The organism is Streptomyces silvae, from assembly GCF_016745505.1.
GTDB lineage: Bacteria > Actinomycetota > Actinomycetes > Streptomycetales > Streptomycetaceae > Streptomyces > Streptomyces silvae.
In genome coordinates this window covers 16,338-31,724 of the sequence record NZ_JAERUC010000185.1, presented here as the reverse complement: position 1 = coordinate 31,724, position 15,387 = coordinate 16,338, and the positions used below count along the sequence as shown (strand labels likewise).

The window sequence follows — 15,387 nt, the reverse complement described above, 5'->3', positions numbered from 1 at the left end:
TCACCGAAAAGGCAGGGCGGTCACATCGGTTCATGGACCGGTGCGAATTCTTCACCCGACAGGACGGCTGAATTTCCGTCGGCCCTATTCCTGATCCGTCGCGAACGGGACATTCCCCGTACCGGAGGCGAGGCGTTCTCCCCGCGCCGGGAGAACGGCCGTCACCGGCGGTCCACCTGCGTGCGCCGTGTGGAGATCCACCGCAGACGGGCCGGCAACGGCCTCCTCGGACCCAGGTCAGGGCCCGACCGGCGTGCCCGGAGCGATGTCGTACGCCTTCTGTACGAGGGCGGGACGGCGGCCGTCGTTGAGCTGACGGCCCCACTGGGCGTCCATCTGCGCACGGGCCTGCGGCTCCATCTCGGCGGGGAGCAGATGCCGGTAGCGGTGGTCCTCGCCCAGGAGAACCTGGACGGTCCGCCGGTGGACCGGTTCCGGGTCGTACTGCTCGTGCGGGAAAGCGAGCCGGGCGTAGTCGAAGAGACGGTCGGCCGGGTTGTCGCGCCATTCCTTCCACGTCTCGAACATGGTGTCGTTGAAGCCGGTGAGGAAGGGGCCCGGATTGATGGTCGCGACCGTGACCCCGAACTCCGCGAGTTCCTGGTCGAGTGCGTCGGCGAACGCCTCCACCGCGTGTTTGGAGGCCGCGTAGGCGCCGGTGAACGGGTCGACGGTGAGACCGGCGACCGAGGACATGAACACGATCCGCCCACTGCGGCGCGCCGCCATCCGGCGGGCGATGCCCTGGGTGAGCAGCACGGTCCCGAAGACGTTCACCTCGAACTGGCGGCGCAGCCGCTCCTCGGGGAGGTCGGCGGTCGCGCCGCCCTCGGAGACGCCGGCGTTGTTCAGGAGGACCTCGACCTCCCAGGACCAGGCGTTCTCCCGGTCGCCCGGGTCGGTCACGTCCAGCTTCTCGACCCGCAGTTCGGCGCCGCGCTCGCGGGCAGCGGCCCGTACCGCGCTGACCTGGGCGATGATCTCCACGCCCGCGATCACCTCGTGCCCGGCCGAGGCGAGCCGCAGCGCCACCTCCTTGCCGAAGCCGCTGCCCGCGCCGGTGATGAGAATCGGTCCTGCCATGTCGTCACGCCTCTCCGCGCCCGCGCCCCGGGGCGCCCGCTGTCCTGACCAGCCCGTACCCGCCGCACCTTATGCGTCGGATGCGGGCATTTCGGTCACCTTCGGCAGCGGTGGGCGCGTGGGGTCCGAGGTCAGGACCGGTGGCGTACGAACCGGATATAGGCGTAGCTCTCCCCCTCACGCGGCGCCCGGGTCCAGGACCGGGTGGTGAAGGTGCTCAGGCACCCCCGGGTCAGCGCGAAGCGGGGAAGGGACAGGCCGAGTTCGGTGTGCAGGGCCGCCAGCGCGCGCAGCTCGTTGTCCTGTTCGGTGGCGTCCGGGAGGAACAGGCCTGCGGGGTCCAGGGCCTCGGGTATCGCTCCGGAGCGCTGGATCTCCGTACCCCGCACCGTGAACGCGTAGAGCTCCTCACCCTGTTCGGCGACCGACAGGTGGAACGTGGGCGGGCGGTCGCCCGGCGACGGGCGGCCCGGTTCGTGCCACACCACCACCGCACGGCCGGACGCGGAGGCGGCCGGGGCGGGGGACACGAACCGCTCGCCCAGGTGGTGAGGGTCGCGGTCGAAGGCGAAGGCCCACCCGCCGGCGGCGCGGCCGACGGCGACCGGGGCCCGGTCCTCCCAGGGCTCCGCGTGCTCCTGCGCCTCGGCCACGGATGCCCGCCGCCAGCGCCCCCAGCGCTGATCCACGGGGGCGCTCAGCGTGGAGCCCTCCTCGCCGATCAGACCCGGCAGCCGGGCGGGATCGATCCCCTCGGCCCAGACGCAGCGGTATCCGTCGTCGGCCTGCCGGTACGGATCGGATTCCGTCAGCCACACGAGACCCGGCGGGTCGAGATCGGGCACGGGATCCGGAGCGGGGCCCTGCTCCCCGGCCCGGGGCGTCGCGAGGATCTCCCGCCCGCGCTCCGGAGTGATCAGAGACCCCAGGAACGGATCGGCGAGCAGGCCGACCGGGGCGATCAGCTGGGGTCCGGGGGCTTCCCACAGCGGGAGCGCCGCCCGCAGCACCCGCCAGGCGGCGTCGGTCGCGCCCCAGCGGGCCGCTTCCCGGGCCTCGGCGACGGCCCGGCCCCACGGGCCGGGAGGCGCATAGCGGTGGGTGCCGTCCCGCACGGCGCCCAGCACGGCCTCGGCGGTCTCCCGGGGGACCCCGCGGGCGGCCATCATGCCGAGCCAGTGGTCGTCCCCGTCCGGCCCCCGTTCGCCGCGCGCCGGTTCCACGGCCTGCACGGGAAGTATCTCGGGCAGACAGCTCGGGTCGGCCACCAGGAAGCCGTAGTCCCGGGCGGTCTGCGGAGCCGTCAGGTGCCGGAGCTGGTTCAGCAGGGTGGCGCTGTGCGGCCGACCGAAGGAGAGCGCGTCCTCCAGCAGGGGCAGGGCCTCCTCGTGCCGCCCGCGCAGGGCCAGCAGTCGGGCCTCCTCGACATGGGCGTCCTGGGCGCGGGTGGTCGCGTTCACGAAGCCGGGCATCGCCGCCCGGTCCCCGTGGAAAGCGCGGTACATGGCCTCCATGTACGCGCGGAACGACGGGTAGCGGTCCGGGTATTCGCCGCTCCAGCCCTTGTAGACGTAGAGCGCCCACTCGCCGTCCTGGTCCCGGTCGCCCGGGTCGAGGAGGGCCGACGACATGTCGGACTCCGTCTCCAGCCGGAGCGCCCGCCGCCACATGCCGGCGAGCAGGACCTCCTCCTCGCGCGGGTCGTCTCCCAGACCCTCCTCGTACAGCGGGGTCATGCCGTGCGGATCATGGAACCAGTCGATGTCCGCGGCGCCCCCGAGCTCGTAGATCGCGGCTGTCTGCTCCACACGCCACCCGTCGCTCGCGGCCAGGAACTCCCGGTAGGACGGCGGCAGCCGCTGCCCCAGCCGTCTCTCGGCCGCGGCTATCGCGGCCTCGCCCGCTCCGGGTCTGGAAGGGCCGGCGAGGGGCGACTCGTCGTCCTGCTCGTCGTCCTCGCCGGGAACCCACTCCTCCTGCCAACGGCCCAGGAAGTCACGCCAGTCGAAAGTCTCATCGCTCATGGCCAGGATGCTGCCATCCGGCACCGACAACGCCGCCGGCACAAGGGATCCGGGCGGAGCCGACCGGATTCGAACCGGCGTCCTCGCGGTTGTGGAGACCGGCGCGACGACCTCTGCGCTACTGCTCCGCCCGGCCCGGCATGCTAGCAACCGCCTGTTCACCTGTGCCGACGGTCAGTTCGCTCACCCCCGCCGGCTTCTCCGCGTCCGCCGAGCGCACCGTGAGCCTGACCCGGCGGGCCGGATCGCCCGGGTGGTACGGGCGCCACGCGCGGCCGTCCAGGGAGGTCTCCAGGGTGTGGGAGGCCGGGGCGGTGTCCGTCCACCGGGGCGTCAGCGAAGCGATCCGGGTCACCTGACGCAGGGTCACCGTCAGCGTGCCCGTCGCGCCGTCCGGTGACCAGGAGGTCGACGGGCTGCCGTCCACCGCCGCCTCGGCGTACAGGCCGGGCGCCTCGGACGTGGCCGTCGCCGGGCGGCAGCGGGCCGCGTCGGTCGTCGGGGCGAGGTCGGGCCGCCGGGTGGGGAGCGTGAGGGTGCCGGAGAGACGGCGCGGCCCCGCCGGGGTGTGGACGGTGAAGGGCGCGCCTGCCGTCAGCCGGACCGTGGTCGTCCGGGGGCCGACGGCGACGTCGTACGTACGGCCCCGGTAACGCAGCCCCGTCAGCTCCACGCCCTCGCGGAGCTGCGGCGGCAGGAGCGGGTCCAGGCGTACGCCGTCCTCGCGCAGCCTGAGCCCGGTCAGACCGTGCGTGAACACCTGGAGGAAGCCGCCCTTGCCGGTGAGGAAGTCCTCGGCCGGGAAGCCCGAGAGCGGGTCCTCGGCCCCGGACTTCTCGCCCCGCGCCTCGGAGAAGAGGCTGTACGGACCCCGGACGAACGGGCGTACGGCGCGCTGGAGATACGTGTACGTGGCGCAGCCCGGCTCCCCGATCGCGGCGGCGTCGATCGCGTGCACCGAGTCGGTCATCGCGGGGCCGTCCGGGTCGGTGCGGGCGGCGTAGTAATCGAGTGTCGCGGCGGCGGCGCCCTCCTCCATCGGCCACTCCAGCGGGTAGACCAGCAGCACCGTGTCGGCCTGCTTGATCGTCGAGCCGTTGTAGCCCGCGTACTGGAGGAACAGCTTCCGCTCAGCGTCGTACGGGATGCGAAGTCCGTCGGCGACGCGGGTCCAGCCGGCGGGCGCCGGGTGGCCGAGGAGTGCGGCGGCGCGGGTGGCGTGGCGCAGGGCGGTGGCGGCGACCGCGTTGGTGAAGACGCCGTCGGTGACGCCGTTGCTGTACTCGTCGGGGCCGGCGACGTTCTTCACCGAGTAGCTGCCGTCGTCGTTGGCCGTGGCGCGCGACTGCCAGAAGTCGGCGATGCCCTTCAGCAGCGGCCAGCCCCGCCCGGCCAGCCAGGCGCGGTCGCCGGTGGCCAGGTAGTACTGCCAGACGGCGAGTGCGATGTCGCCCTGGAGGTGGTTCTGGGTGAGGCAGTGCGGCGGGTCCCAGCTCTGGCACTCGGAGTCCAGACGGCCCTCGCTCGCGCTCGTCCAGGGGTAGAACAGCCCCTTGTGGCCCAGCTTCTCGGCGTTCGCGCGGGCGGCGGCGCGGGTGCGGTAGCGGTACTCGACGACCGAGCGGGCCAGGTCGGGGCGGGTGGCGAGCAGCCCCGGATACATCCAGGTCTCGGCGTCCCAGAACACCATGCCCGCGTAGTTGTCGCTGGTCAGCCCGGCCGGGGCGATGCTGTCCGAGGAGCCGGGCCGGGTGTTGGCGAGCAGCCCGTACTGCGCGGCCCGCAGCCAGGCCTGGAGGTCCGGGCTGCCCGGGGTCCGGACGTCGGACGCCCACGCCTGGCTCCAGGCAGCCGCGTTGGCGGCGAGGACCCCGGACCAGCCGCGCCGGGCCGCGCGGTCCGCCGCCGCGCCGGCGGAGACGAGCGGGGTGCGGGAGGTGAGGGCGGTGTCGACGCCCACGTACTTCTCGAAGGTGTACGAGCGCCCCGCCCTGACCCGGGTGGTACGCGCGCCGTCGGTGCCCCGCTGGACGATCGCCCCCTCCGTGCCGGTGCCGAGCGTCCGGAACGTGCCGTCGCCGGCGACCGTGACCCGGCGCGCCCCGCGCACGTCCAGCCGGCCCGTGACCGTCGCGGTGCCGCTCCAGTGCGGGGTCATCCGCAGGCGTACGGCGCCGGTGTGGACGTCGGAGCGGTCGGCCAGCACCTCGTAGGTCAGGTCGGTCGCACGCCCGTCGGCCGTGGTCCACCGCAGGGAGGTGACCACGACGCCGCAGCGCAGATGCAGGGTCTGGCGGTAGCGGGAGACACGGCCGGCGGGGGTGGCGGAGCCGTACGTCTCGGAGCCGACGCGCACGTCCAGCGTGGTCCAGGACGGCAGCGCGGCGATCACCTCGCGGCCCTCGGCGAGGGCTTCGTCCCGGGCGTAGAGGCCCGACACGAAGGCACCGTCGTACCGTGGGGTGTAGAGGGGCCAGCCCGTCTTCTCGCCCGTGGCGGCGTATCCGGTGCCCGTGGCGGGCACCCGGTGGCCCAAGTAGCCGTTGCCGACATAGGGGTCGTATCCGGCGGCCTCGCCGAAGGTGGTGGACGTCGGTGCCCAGGAGGCGTCGGAGGGGGACTCCGTCCTGCCGCACACCGGGGCCGGGGCCGGCTCCGCGGCGTACGACAGGGGCGGCAGGGGGAAGATCAGCGCGCCCGCGGTCAACGGCGCGAGGAGAGAGATGCGCGTGAGGCTCACCCCACGAAGGTAGGGAAGGCGACGCCGCCGGTGCGGTACCGGCGCGCGGGACGAGCGGCCCGGTCCAGGACCGGGGGCAGGGAGAGCGGCATGTCCTATCCGGAACCCGTCTACACGGACGGCGCCGGCGAGATCAGCGCGACGTACCGTCCGGCGGACACCGTCCCGAATCTGCTGACACGCAGCGGCGGGAACACCCACTACCTGGCCACGGCGGAGTCGACGCACGGCGAGTTCGGGCTGTACCGCATCAACATGGCGCCCCGGGCGGGCGGCCCCGCCGAGCACTTCCACCGGTCGATCTCGGAGTCGTTCTTCATCCTCGGCGGGACGGTGCGGATCTACGACGGCGAGCGATGGGTCGACGCCACCGAGGGCGACTTCCTGTACGTGCCCCCGGGCGGCCTGCACGCCTTCCGCAACGACTCCGACGAGCCCGCCTCCATGCTGCTGCTTTTCACCCCGGGGGCGCCCCGCGAGGAGTACTTCGAGAAGGTCGGGCAGGTCTCCGACTGGCCGGAGAAGGAGCGGGCGGAGTTCTTCTTCAAGCACGACACCTACTGGACGCGCTGAGGCCTTCCCCGGCGCCTCAGGACTCCTACGGAGCCAGGCCCGTCTTGAGTCCGGCCCCGCAGAGCGGGACGACCACGCTCCGGTCCGTCACCCCGCCGACGGCCGCCCAGCAGGCGACCCCGGTGGTCTCGACGAAGAAGCCGCGGGCGGCCAGATCCTGCTGCGCATCGCGGATCTGGTCCTCCGTCACCGTCAGGAAGGTGCCGCCGGACTCCCGGACGGCGGCCAGGATCTGCCGGGCGCGCGGCGGCCGGGGGATGGCGATCCCCTCGGCGAGCGTGGACCTCACCGGGTCCGAGGGCTCGTCCGGCAGCCGGTCGGCGCCCGCCCGGAACGCCGTGGCCAGCGGGGACACCGCCTCGGCCTGTACGGCGATGAGGGCCGGGCGGCGGTCGATCAGGCCGTGCGCGAGGAGCTCCGCGGTGGCGAGGGCGGCGCCCAGGAGCAGGGTGCCGTTGCCGACGGGTACGGCGAGGGCGTCGGGCAGGGTGCCGCCCAGCTCCTCCCAGATCTCGTAGACGTACGTCTTGGTGCCGTGCAGGAAGTACGGGTTGAAGACGTGCGAGGCGTAGAAGGTGCCGGGCGCTCCGGCGGCGGTGCGGGCGGCGGCCGCCGTGGCCTCCCGGCCTCCGGGCACGGTCTCCAGCCGGGCGCCGTGGGCGCGGATCTGCTCGGTCTTCTTGGCGGAGGTCCCCTCGGGGACGTACACCGTGCAGGGCAGTCCGGCGCGGGCGCAGTACGCCGCGACGGCCGTCCCGGCGTTGCCGCTGCTGTCCGCGACGACCCGGTCGGGGCCGAGCCTGCGGGCCAGTTCGGCCAGCATGACCGCGCCCCGGTCCTTGAACGAGAGCGTCGGCATCAGGTAGTCGAGCTTGGCGGAGACCTGGTCCGTCAGGGCGACGAGAGGCGTCCGCCCCTCACCCAGGGAGACCGCCGGGGCGGCCAGGGGGAGCGCCTCCTCGTACCGCCACAGGGAATTGACGCGGGTGCGCAGCGAGTCGATCCGGACGGGCGGGAGAGGCCCGGTGTCCAGGTCCCAGGGGCCGCCGCAGTCCGGGCAGCACCAGGCCGCCGTGGAGCTGTCGGCCCGCGCCCCGTCCCGGGGGCAGACATAGGTGGCGGTGGGCATACGGGTCTCGGCCATGGAGCAAACCTATTCCGGGTCCGCGCATCCTGGTGCCCGCGCGGTCAGGTATGCGCCGGTGGCCAGCGAATCATCACATCGAGTGAAACTCTGGCCCGTGCTTGCGGTACTCAACCCACGGTTGCGACGCTGTTGCTGTCTGTCAACCTGTTGGGAGTGGCCTGTGGCTTTCGGTGAGCAGCCCGCCTATCTGCGCGTGGCGAGCGATCTCAGGGAGAAGATCGTCAACGGTGCGCTGCCGCCCCATACCCGCCTGCCGTCGCAGGCCCGCATCCGCGAGGAGTACGGGGTCTCGGACACCGTGGCGCTGGAGGCGCGCAAGGTGCTGATGGCCGAGGGGCTCGTCGAGGGACGGTCGGGATCGGGCACCTATGTGCGGGCGCGCCCTGTCCCGCGCCCGATCGCCCGCTCCGGCTACCGGGCGGGCCCCGGCACCACGCCGTTCCGTCAGGAGCAGACGGCGGAAGGGGTGCGGGGGACGTGGGAGTCCCGCAGCGAGCAGGAGGGGGCGAGCGTCGAGATCGCCGAGCGGCTCGGGATCGAGCCGGGCGACCGGGTGATGCGCACGCGGTACGTCTTCCGGGAGGCGGGCGAGCCGATGATGCTGTCCACGTCCTGGGAGCCCCTGGCCGTCACGGGCCGTACGCCGGTGATGCTGCCGGAGGAGGGCCCGCTGGGCGGCTGCGGTGTCGTCGACCGCATGGCGGCGATCGACATCGTCGTGGACAACGTGGCGGAGGAGGTCGGCGCGCGCCCGGGGCTGGCGGAGGAGCTCCTGGCGCTCGGCGGTGTGCCGGGCCATGTGGTCATGGTCATCGGCCGGACGTACTACGCCTCGGGGCTGGCCGTCGAGACGGCCGACGTGGTCGTCCCCGCCGACCGCTACCGGATTGCCTACCATCTGCCGGTCAAGTGAGCGCCGCCGAGGGCGGGGTGACAGGTGGGACGGCTGTGGTGACCGCTGGGAGCGACGGCGTGTCCGCCCCGGGTGATACGGAGTTAACGGGCCCGCGCCGCACGTAACCGGCGGGCAATCGCGCGTCGTGACAGCTTGTCATGTTCAAGTCCTACCTTCCCGTTCGTCACCGCACACCGGACCGACGAACGGGAAGTCACCGATGACGGACATCGCCACGCCCACGACGGGCGAAGCGCCGCACCAGGCGCCGCAGGAGGGCCCCCGGGCGCCACGGCGCAGTTACGCCAAGCTCGCCGCCGACGAGAGCCGCGAGGACTACTCCCTCCGCTACGCGCCGCACTCCTTCCGGCGCTGGTCGCCCTCGACGGTCGCGGGGACGGCGCTCGGGGGCATCGCGTATCTGGCGGACTTCGCGATCGGTGCGTCGATCGTCTTCACCTACGGATTCACCAGCGGGCTGGCCTCGATCCTGGCCGCCGCGGCGATCATCTTCCTCACCGGCATCCCGATCGCCCGGGCCTGCGCGAAGTACGGCCTGGACATGGACCTGGTCACCCGCGGGGCCGGCTTCGGCTACTTCGGCTCGACGCTGACCTCGCTGATCTACGCGTCCTTCACCTTCATCTTCTTCGCGCTCGAAGGCTCGATCATGGCGCAGGCCATGCACCAGGCCGTCGGACTCCCCGTCGAGGCCGGCTATCTGGTCACCACGCTGATCGTCATCCCGATCGTGTTCCGGGGCATGGGCGCGCTGGCCAAGGTGCAGGCCTGGACCCAGCCGGTCTGGATCATCGGCATGGTGCTCCCCTTCGTGGTGCTCGCCGTCGAGGCGCCGGGCTCGTGGGGCGCGTTCAGCTCCTTCACGGGCACGGAGGGCGCGCAGCCGGGCTTCTCCTGGATCGCCTTCGGGCTCGGCACGGGCGTCGCCCTCTCGCTCATCGCGCAGATCGGCGAACAGGCCGACTACCTGCGCTTCATGCCCGCCAGGACCGAGGCCAACAAGCGGCGCTGGAATCTCGCCGTGCTCGCCGCGGGACCCGGCTGGGTCATCATCGGGGCGGCGAAGCAGCTCGGGGGCGCCTTCCTCGCCTTCGTCGCACTGGAGGCGGTCGGCAAGACGCACGCGCTGGAGCCGATCGCCCCGCAGATCGAGGCGCTGAAGCCCTGGCTCGGTTCGTTCGCGCTGCCGGCCGCCGCCCTCTTCGTGATCGTCTCCCAGATCAAGATCAACGTCACCAACGCCTACAGCGGCTCGCTGTCCTGGTCGAACTTCTTCTCCCGGATCACCCACCGGCACCCCGGCCGGGTCTGGTACATCTTCCTCAACCTCACCATCGCGCTCACGCTGATGGAGATGAACATGTTCGCGGCCCTGAACAAGCTGCTGGGCTTCTACTCCAACGTGGGCATCGCCTGGATCGCGGCCGTCGCCGCCGACCTCGTCATCAACAAGCGGATCGGCCTGAGCCCCCGTTACATCGAGTTCAAGCGGGCCTATCTGTACGCCGTCAACCCCGCCGGCTTCGGGGCGATGGTGATCGCGTCGACCGTCTCGATCCTCGCCTTCTTCGGACTGTTCGGCAGGTACGCCGAGGCATTCTCGACCTTCATCGCGGCCGGACTGTCCCTGGTCCTCTGCCCGCTGATCGCCTGGCTGACGAAGGGGAAGTACTACCTGGCCCGGCCGAACCCGGTGAACGGCCCGGACGTCGAGATCGCCGACATCACCGCCACCCACACCTGCGCGGTGTGCGAGACCGCCTACGAGCTGCCGGACATCGCGGACTGCCCGGTCCGGTCGGGCCCGATCTGCTCCCTGTGCTGCTCGCTGGACGAGGAGTGCGGGGACGCCTGCCGCAAGGACCCCGCGGCCGGCCCGGTGCTGATGCCGCTCCCGGTCGTACGGACACCGGCCGGCTGACGCCGCGGAGGTGGCCGGAAGGGGGCGCATTCGGTGGATGCGCCCCCTTGGGTATGGCCGGATGCGTGTCTCTTTGTGTAAACACGCATCCGCTGAGTGAAGGTCAGGCGTACGCTCGGGCATATGCGTACTGCGGTTTCCTGGGGATCCTTAGAGACGTGCACGCCGTGGGGGAGAGGGGCGGGATGCTGGGGAGGAACGTCATGACGGACAGCGGTGCCGTACTTCCCTGGCTGGTGATCAGACAGGACGACAACGGCAACAGGTACCGCGTCGGGCGTTATGCGACGCAGGACGAGGCGCAGAAGATCGCCGACGGCCTGGACCGTCATGGACACAAGCAGCTCTACTGGGTGGAGCGAACGAGCCGGAGCGCGCGCCCGTAGGGCCGCCCGGCGGCCGGGAGCCACCGGCTACGCTCCGGCACATGAGTGATTCCGTGGTGGTGGCCGGGGCCGTCTGCGACGGCGGACGGCTCCTGGCCGCCCGCCGCAGCGCGCCGCCGGAGCTCGCCGGACGCTGGGAGCTGCCGGGCGGCAAGCTGGAGCCGGGGGAGAGCGGCGAGCAGGCGCTCGTACGGGAACTCCGGGAGGAGCTCGGCGTGGAGGCCGAGCCCCTGGAGCGCATCCCGGGGGAGTGGCCGCTGAAGCCCGGCCTCGTGCTGCGGGTGTGGACGGTCCGGCTGCTGTCGGGCGAGCCCAGCCCGCTGGAGGACCACGACGAGCTGCGCTGGCTCGCGCCGGACGAGGCGGACGACGTCGACTGGCTGGACCAGGACCGCCCCGCCGTGGCCGAGGCCGTACGCCGTCTGCGGGAGGCCGCGCGCGCCTGAACGCCGGGCCTGCGGGACGCGCCGGGGCGGAGAGGCGGACGGCCTGCGGGACGTACCGGGGCGGAGCGGCGCGAGGGATGCACCCGTACGCCCCATGGTGTGCGTTCTGCGATAGGTTGCTCTGAATATCGGGTATGTGCCGATCAGGCCCTTATGGAGGGCGCACCCCCGCTGCCGGCTCTGGGAAGTGATCGGCGTGACCGATACCGAAGGCGACTGCGCCGAGTGGAGTTTTCCGGCGGTGCCGGGCTCCGTGCGCAGCGCCAGGCACGCGGTACGTGACGCACTTCACCAGTGGGGGTTCGACGCGACGGTGGGCGATGTCGCCGTCCTGCTGGTCAGCGAGCTGGTGACCAATTCCCTGCGCCACGCCTCCGGCCCCATCGGCGTCCGCCTGAGGTGGCCGCATCCCGACGGCGAGGGGCCCGAGCCGGGCGCGGAGGCGCGCGGTCTGCTGGTGGAAGTCTCCGATCCGGTTCCGGATCCGCCCACCGAACGCACGGCCGGACCCGAGGACGAGGGCGGTCGCGGGCTGCAGCTCGTGGCTTGTTCCGCGCGCCGCTGGGGGACCCGGCGCGGAAATGGTGGCAAGACCGTGTGGTTCGAGCTGCCTCTGCCTGGTTAGGAGTGGGAGGGGACGCACAGCGATCACCGGAGGTCGGGCAGGACCTGGCTGAAAGGGACTGAGACCGTGCTGTGATCGTGAACGCCGTGCCGGTGAGGCCCGTAGTGCTGAATACTGCGGGCAGGACCGGTCCGGTGTGTGAGCTGGAGGGGACGGTCGCGTGAGCGAGATACCTGGGACGGCGGGCGACGTCATGTGGCAGAGCAGCCCGCCCGGCTCGATCTATGACTACATCAGGGTCGCATCGTTCTCGATCGGGGCCGACGGCCTGATCGAGCAGTGGAGCCGGAGGGCCGCCGGTCTGTTCGGCATGTCCTCCGCCGAGGTGGTGGGCAGGGACCCGGTCGAGGCCTTCATGCCCGCCGAGCTGCGCCCGGACGCCCACCGCGCGGTGAGCGAGATCCTCGACGGCAAGGAGTGGACGGGCCTCGTCCCGTTCCGGATCCCCGGCGAGAACGCGGTCCGCGGGCTCGCCGAGATCTATGTCATGCCGAGCGAGACGGAGACCGGCGAGCGCGCCGCGCTGTGCATCGTCGTCGACGTCAGGGCGCTGCGCCGCATCGAGACGGACCTGGCTGCTTCGCAGGCGATTTTCGGCCAATCTCCCTTCGGCTTCGTCCTCTTCGGCACCGACTTCACCGTCGTACGGGCCAACAAGCGGTTCGCCACCGTCTTCGGCGGCGAGGCCGACGACCACCGCGGCCGCACGGTCGAGGACTACCTGGCCCGCCCGGAGGCCGAACGCCTCTCGTCCACGCTCCGGCGCGTCCTGGAGACCGGGGACGCCGTCACCGACCTCCAGCTGGTCGGCACCCCGCCCGGCACCACGGGCCGGCGCCACTGGTCGATGAACCTCTACCGGGTGCACAGCGGCGCCGGGCGGCCCGTCGGCATCGCCGGGCTCGCCACCGACGTCACCCAGCGCCACATCGCGGCCCGGGAGGCGGCCAGCGCCCGCCGTAACCTCGCCCTGCTCAACGAGGCCAGCGCGCGCATCGGCAACTCCCTCGACCTGGAGACCACCGCCAGGGAACTCCTCGACGTCGCCGTGCCCGGCTTCTGCGACCTCGCCTCCGTCGACCTCTACCAGGGTCTGCTCACCGGCGAGGAGGCCTCACCCGCCAGCTGGGGCAGGCACCACCAGGAATCCGGCACCGGCTCCGCGGAGCTGCGCCGCGTCGCCCACGCCAGCGCCGTCTCCGACGCCCTCCCCGAGGTCTTCGCCGCCGGCACGGGAAGCGGCGCGGAGGGTGCGGGGGACACCGGCCCGCCCGCGCTCGGTTCGGTGCACCGCTACCCGTTCCACTCGCCCTGCGCCGTCGCCCTGCGCACCGGCCGCGTCGAGGACGTGCCCGGCGACGAGCGCGGCTTCGTCCACTCCACCCTCGCCGTGCCGATGGTCGCGCACGACGTCGTCGTCGGCCTCGTGCAGTTCTCCCGTACCAAGGGCAGCGAGTCCTTCGGCGAGCGGGACCGGGCGCTGGCCACCGAGCTCGCCGCCCGCGCCGCCGTCTGTATCGACAACGCCCGCCTCTACCGCCGGGAGCACGAGCGGGCGCTCATCCTCCAGCGCAGCCTGCTCCCCCCGGGTGACCCCGAGGCCGCGGGCCTGGACATCGCCTGTCGCTACCTCCCGGGCAACACGGCCACCGAGGTCGGCGGCGACTGGTTCGACGTGATCGAGCTCCCCGGCCACCGCACGGCCCTGGTCGTCGGCGACGTGATGGGCCGTGGACTGCGGGCGGCCGTCGCCATGGGTGAACTGCGGACCGCCGTACGCACCCTGGCCCTCCTGGACCTGGAACCCGCCGAGGTGCTCTCCGCCCTCGACGAGGTCGCCCGGGGTCTCGGCACCCCGGGAGGCGGCGAGCGGAGCGACGGCTTCGGTGCCGGCGGCGGAGCCCAGTGGCCGTCGCGCGCCGCCCACAAGTCACGCGAGGCCGACCTCTCCGAGGTGTATCTGGCGACCTGCGTGTACGCCGTGTACGACCCGGTCACCCGGCGCTGCACCTTCGCCAACGCCGGTCACCTCCCCCCGGTCGTCGCCGAGCCGGGCGAGCCCGCCCTGCTGCTCGACGTACCGCCGGGCATGCCGCTCGGCGTCGGCGGCGAGCCCTTCGAGGAGGTCGAGGTGGAGCTCAAGGAGGGCGCCCTCCTCGCGCTGTACACCGACGGGCTCGTCGAGTCCCGCGACCACCCGCTCGACGAGGGCCTCGACGCCTTCCGGCAGGCCCTCGCCGAACCGTCGCAGCCCCTCGAAGACGTCTGCGACCACGTCCTGACGACCCTCGACACCCGGCACGGCGAGGACGACATCGCCCTGCTGATGGCCCGTATCCAGGGGCTCGCCCCGGACGCGGTGGGCGACTGGCGCCTCCCGCGCGAGCTCCGCTCGGTCGGCCGCGCCCGCGAGCTGGCCCGCGAACAGCTGACCGCCTGGGATCTGGACGACCTGGTGGACACCACCGAACTGCTCGTCAGCGAGCTCGTCACCAACGCCCTGCGCTACGGCGAGGGCGAGATCCGGCTCAGGCTGCTCCGCGACCGTACGCTCGTCTGCGAGGTGTGGGACGCGGGTCTCGTCCAGCCGCGCCGCCGGCGCGCACGCGACACCGACGAGGGCGGGCGCGGGCTGCAACTGGTCGGGCTGCTCAGCGCGGCCTGGGGATCGCGGCGCACCCCGCGCGGCAAGACGGTCTGGTTCGAGCTGGCGCTGCCCGACGGGGCTCCCGCCGCCGAGCTCTCCGTGGAGCAGCTGCTGAGCATGTACTGACCGGGCGGGGCGGGCAGTCGCCCGCCCCCGGTCAGGAGGCGGACTTCAGGGCGGCGAGCCGGGCCTCGATCTCCGCGCTCTCCCCGAGGCTGTCCAGCTGCTCGAACTGGGCGTCCAGGGACGACGCGGCGAGTTCCTGCTTGCCCACCGCCCTCGCCTCCTCGCGCCGCACCTTGTCCTCGAAGCGCCCCAGCTCACTCGTCGGGTCCATGACGTCGATGCTCTTCACGGCGTCCATCATCCGGTTCTGCGCCTGCGCGGACGCGGCGCGGGCGACCAGCTCGTCGCGCTTGGACTTCAGCTGGGTCAGCTTGTCCTTCATCTGGTCGAGGCCCGACTTCAGCTTGTCCACCACCACGGTCTGCGAGGCGATCGTCGGCTCGGCCGTCCTCGCCTCCTGCTCCGACTGGAGCTGCCGCCCCAGCGCCACCTTGGCGAGGTTGTCGAACGTGTCCGCCTCGGCCCCCGCGCCCCCGGCGCGCAGCTCGTCGGCCTTCCGGCTCGCGGCCAGCGCCTTCCGGCCCCACTCATCGGCCGCGTCGACGTCCTCGCGGTGGTCCTCCTCCATCAGCCTGAGGTTGCCGATGGTCGCGGCCACCGCCTGCTCGGCCTCCGCGATGTTGGCGGTGTAGTCGCGGATCAGCTGGTCCAGCATCTTCTGCGGGTCCTCCGCCTGGTCGATCAGGGCGTTGATGTTGGCCCGCGCCAGCTGGGTGACGCGGCCGAGGACGGTCTGCTTGGTCATGGCACCTC

12 protein-coding genes and 1 tRNA gene are annotated in these 15,387 nt (G+C 72.5%); 7 read left to right on the top strand and 6 right to left on the bottom strand.

Going from position 1 to position 15,387, the window contains the following annotated elements; translation table 11 throughout:
• Positions 1-237: 237 nt before the first annotated feature.
• The 4 genes from JKV81_RS29870 to JKV81_RS29855 form a co-directional block, all read right to left on the bottom strand.
• Positions 238-1,083 carry an SDR family oxidoreductase gene (locus JKV81_RS29870; RefSeq protein WP_202078776.1) on the bottom strand — a complete coding sequence of 282 codons (846 nt, stop codon included), beginning with the start codon at positions 1,081-1,083 and terminating at the stop codon, positions 238-240.
• Between the two features lie 131 nt (positions 1,084-1,214).
• Positions 1,215-3,107: an SMI1/KNR4 family protein gene (locus tag JKV81_RS29865; RefSeq protein WP_202078774.1), complete on the bottom strand. Its 1,893-nt coding sequence runs from the start codon at positions 3,105-3,107 to the stop codon at positions 1,215-1,217.
• 54 nt (positions 3,108-3,161) lie between these two features.
• Positions 3,162-3,235 (bottom strand) — tRNA-Trp (locus JKV81_RS29860).
• Positions 3,226-5,847, bottom strand: a complete 2,622-nt coding sequence (locus JKV81_RS29855) for a glycosyl hydrolase family 65 domain-containing protein (RefSeq protein ID WP_202078772.1) — start codon at positions 5,845-5,847, stop codon at positions 3,226-3,228. Before JKV81_RS29855 ends, JKV81_RS29860 begins: the two co-directional genes overlap by 10 nt.
• A 90-nt stretch (positions 5,848-5,937) precedes the next feature.
• Between JKV81_RS29855 and JKV81_RS29850 the strand changes: the two genes are divergently transcribed.
• On the top strand, positions 5,938-6,420 hold the full coding sequence (locus tag JKV81_RS29850; RefSeq protein WP_202078770.1) for a cupin domain-containing protein: 483 nt from the start codon (positions 5,938-5,940) through the stop codon (positions 6,418-6,420).
• A 25-nt stretch (positions 6,421-6,445) separates the two neighbouring features.
• Here the strand turns inward: JKV81_RS29850 and JKV81_RS29845 are convergent, their stop codons facing one another.
• Positions 6,446-7,564, bottom strand: coding sequence for a threonine synthase (locus tag JKV81_RS29845; RefSeq protein ID WP_202078768.1), 1,119 nt, complete (start codon positions 7,562-7,564; stop codon positions 6,446-6,448).
• 163 nt (positions 7,565-7,727) lie between these two features.
• Here JKV81_RS29845 and JKV81_RS29840 point away from each other — a divergent pair, with 163 nt between their 5' ends.
• The 6 genes from JKV81_RS29840 (at position 7,728) to JKV81_RS29815 (ending at position 14,634) form a co-directional block, all read left to right on the top strand.
• Complete coding sequence (locus tag JKV81_RS29840; protein ID WP_124274510.1) at positions 7,728-8,480, top strand: GntR family transcriptional regulator; 753 nt, start codon at positions 7,728-7,730, stop codon at positions 8,478-8,480.
• 202 nt (positions 8,481-8,682) lie between these two features.
• Positions 8,683-10,404: a purine-cytosine permease family protein gene (locus tag JKV81_RS29835; protein ID WP_129265283.1), complete on the top strand. Its 1,722-nt coding sequence runs from the start codon at positions 8,683-8,685 to the stop codon at positions 10,402-10,404.
• Between the two features lie 203 nt (positions 10,405-10,607).
• Positions 10,608-10,790, top strand: a complete 183-nt coding sequence (locus tag JKV81_RS29830) for a hypothetical protein (protein WP_033298025.1) — start codon at positions 10,608-10,610, stop codon at positions 10,788-10,790.
• A 41-nt stretch (positions 10,791-10,831) separates the two neighbouring features.
• On the top strand, positions 10,832-11,236 hold the full coding sequence (locus tag JKV81_RS29825) for a (deoxy)nucleoside triphosphate pyrophosphohydrolase (protein ID WP_202078766.1): 405 nt from the start codon (positions 10,832-10,834) through the stop codon (positions 11,234-11,236).
• 187 nt (positions 11,237-11,423) lie between these two features.
• Positions 11,424-11,861: an ATP-binding protein gene (locus JKV81_RS29820; protein WP_129265285.1), complete on the top strand. Its 438-nt coding sequence runs from the start codon at positions 11,424-11,426 to the stop codon at positions 11,859-11,861.
• Positions 11,862-12,054: 193 nt separating this feature from the next.
• Positions 12,055-14,634 (top strand): SpoIIE family protein phosphatase, encoded by a 2,580-nt coding sequence (locus tag JKV81_RS29815; RefSeq protein ID WP_129267117.1) that lies wholly within the window; start codon positions 12,055-12,057, stop codon positions 14,632-14,634.
• A gap of 31 nt (positions 14,635-14,665) precedes the next feature.
• On the opposite strand, the gene JKV81_RS29810 is transcribed toward JKV81_RS29815, so the two are convergent.
• Positions 14,666-15,379, bottom strand: coding sequence for a PspA/IM30 family protein (locus tag JKV81_RS29810; protein ID WP_202078764.1), 714 nt, complete (start codon positions 15,377-15,379; stop codon positions 14,666-14,668).
• Positions 15,380-15,387: the final 8 nt, after the last annotated feature.